Annotated in this window: 3 protein-coding genes; all 3 read right to left on the reverse strand. The window is 64.3% G+C overall.

Annotated features, from left to right (window positions below; all coding sequences use genetic code 11):
• Positions 1-215 (reverse strand): SIR2 family NAD-dependent protein deacylase (locus tag VIM98_RS14760; RefSeq protein WP_331993869.1); only part of this gene is annotated, 215 nt, incomplete at its 3' end.
• 24 nt (positions 216-239) lie between these two features.
• Positions 240-1,337, reverse strand: a complete 1,098-nt coding sequence (locus VIM98_RS14765) for an IS630 family transposase (RefSeq protein ID WP_019655765.1) — start codon at positions 1,335-1,337, stop codon at positions 240-242.
• Between the two features lie 65 nt (positions 1,338-1,402).
• Positions 1,403-2,287: an SMP-30/gluconolactonase/LRE family protein gene (locus tag VIM98_RS14770; protein WP_331993870.1), complete on the reverse strand. Its 885-nt coding sequence runs from the start codon at positions 2,285-2,287 to the stop codon at positions 1,403-1,405.
• Positions 2,288-2,361: the final 74 nt, after the last annotated feature.

Here is a 2,361-nt window from a genome sequence, read left to right on the forward strand (position 1 = left end):
ATCACGACTTCGTAGGCCTGCTCGAGCGACGCGATCGCCATGTGCGCCGCGTTGGGCTGCGCCTGCCACGCCTTCTCGCGCCGCTCGTTGTAGAAGGCCAGCACCGCCTCCGGGTGCTGCTGCCAGCCTTCGGGGCTCGCAAGCTCCTGCCAAGAGTAGCTGTTCCACAGGCCCTTGGCGTCGCGGAACGTAGGCAGGCCGCTCTCGGCACTCACACCGGAGCCCGAGAGCACGACGATCTAGTGTCCTGTCCCATTTATTCGACGGCAGAGGCGAGATAGTTTTTCGAGGATTGAGTCGGCGGTGGCCGTCCAGGTGAACGGCTTGCAGTTCTCGTTGTACTGGCTGACGAACATGTCGATCTTGTTCGTCAGCTCCTTGACGCTTTTGAACGAACCGCGCCGGATGGCCTTGTCGGTGATCACGGCGAAGAAGCGTTCGACCTGATTGAGCCAGCTCGAATAGGTCGGCACGAAGTGCATGTGCCAGCGTGGCCGCTGCGCGAGCCAGGCGCGCACCTTCGGATGCTTGTGGCTGGCGTAGTTGTCCACGATGCAGTGCACGTCCAGCTCCTGCGGCACGGCCTGGTCGATCTCACGCAGGAAGCTCAGGAACTCCTGGTGCCGATGGCGAGGCTTGCAACTGGCCAGGATTGCGCCGTTGAGCACGTTCAGGGCTGCGAACAGTGTCGTTGTCCCATGGCGAACGTAGTCGTGCGTGACGCCCTCGACGTAGCCCAATCCCATCGGCAGCATGGGCTGCGTGCGCTCCAACGCCTGACACTGGCTTTTCTCGTCGACGCATAGCACCAAGGCGTTCTCGGGAGGGTTGAGGTACAGCCCGACCACGTCGCGCAGCTTCTCGATGAACAGCGGATCTGTCGAGAGCTTGAAACTCTCGACGCGGTGCGGCTTGAGCTGAAACGCGTTGAGGTAACGAGCCACCGTGCTCTTGCTGATGCCAGTCTCTGAGGCAAGACCGCGCGTACTCCAGTGCGTCGCCCCATCCGCAGGCTTGGTGTGCAACGTCTTGTTGATCAGCTCGGCAACGCGTTCATCGTCCACCGTGCGCGGCCGCCCGGGGCGCAGCTCGTCGTACAGACCCGTGATCCGATCGCGCGCGTAGCGCCCGCGCCACCTGTTGACCGTATTGCGGTCAAGTCCCAGCCGCTTGGCGACTTCGGTGCTCGCGACGCCGGCGCCTTCGCAGGCCAGCACGATGCGCGCGCGCAGCGACAGCGCCGCAGGCAGCGAGCGCGACCGCGCCATTGACGTCAGCTCGGCACGCTCACTCTCGGTCAGCTCAAGGTTGGTTGTACGGGTATGGGCATTGGCCATCAGGCACCTCCAAGGATGCCTTATCCCAAGCACTTCTTGTGCCTACGAATTAACGGGACAGGACACTAGCCGGGTGGAAGCGGCATCCGGCACAGGGGGCGGGCCAGCCCCTTGCAGCCGAGCCCCGTGAGCTTGAGCACTGCGCCATCCAGCGGACCTGATGCGCTGAGCCTGCCGCTGTCGCTGATGGTGGTGACGAACAGATCGTCCATCTGCGGCCCGCCGAAGCACAGCGCACTCGGATGCATCACGGGCAGCACGATCTTTCGCGTCAGCTGGCCTTGCGCGTCGAAGCGTGCAAGCGTGCCGGTACGCACCAGCGCGGTCCACAGCCCGCCTTCGGCATCGAAGCAGCAGCCGTCAGGACCGGAGCCCTGGTCGTCGGTGCGCACGAACACGCGCCTGTCACCGAGCGTGCCGTCGCCCGCCACGGCGTAGGAATAGATGACGCGCCTTTCGCTGTCGGCCACATGCAGCCGGCCGTCGATCGGGCTCACGCAGGGGCCGTTGCAGATGCCCAGCCCGTCGTCGAGCTTGTTCAGCCGCAGGCCGGTGTCGAGCCGGTAGAGGCCGCCCAACGGAGCTTCGCCCGGCTCGCGGAAGACGTGCATGGTGCCCACCACGAAGCTGCCGTCGGGCATCGAGATGCCGTCGTTCAGCCGCAGGTGCTCGTGGCTCGCGTCGATCCGCGCCAGGGTCTGCAGATGGCCGGTACGCGGGTCGAGCGCGCAGATCTGCTCCTTCAGCGCCAGCACGATGCGGCCATCGGCATTGAAGGCGAAGGAGCCCAGCGGCGGCGGGACTTCATGGCGCGCGGTGACCGCGCCGGTGTCCGCATCCAGCGCAATCACCAGGCCTGCGCGGCAGTCCAGCAGCCACAGCTGCCCGTCGTGCCAGACGGGGCATTCGCCCAGGGCGGTTTTGAGGTTTCCTAGGCGCTGAATTTCCATTTTCAATTCAATTGATTCGAATTGAATTCGAATTCTTCTCTTTATTCAATTGCATCGAGCCACGTCAATCAGCC

Origin of the sequence: Dyella sp. (assembly GCF_036568765.1) — a bacterium.
Classification (GTDB): Bacteria; Pseudomonadota; Gammaproteobacteria; order Xanthomonadales; family Rhodanobacteraceae; genus GSA-30.

Bases quoted from the DNA above. Each gene is read 5' to 3' on its own strand.
- VIM98_RS14770 (WP_331993870.1), bottom strand. From the start codon at position 2,287: ATGGAAATTCAGCGCCTAGGAAACCTCAAAACCGCCCTGGGCGAATGC.
- VIM98_RS14765 (WP_019655765.1), bottom strand. From the start codon at position 1,337: ATGGCCAATGCCCATACCCGTACAACCAACCTTGAGCTGACCGAGAGT.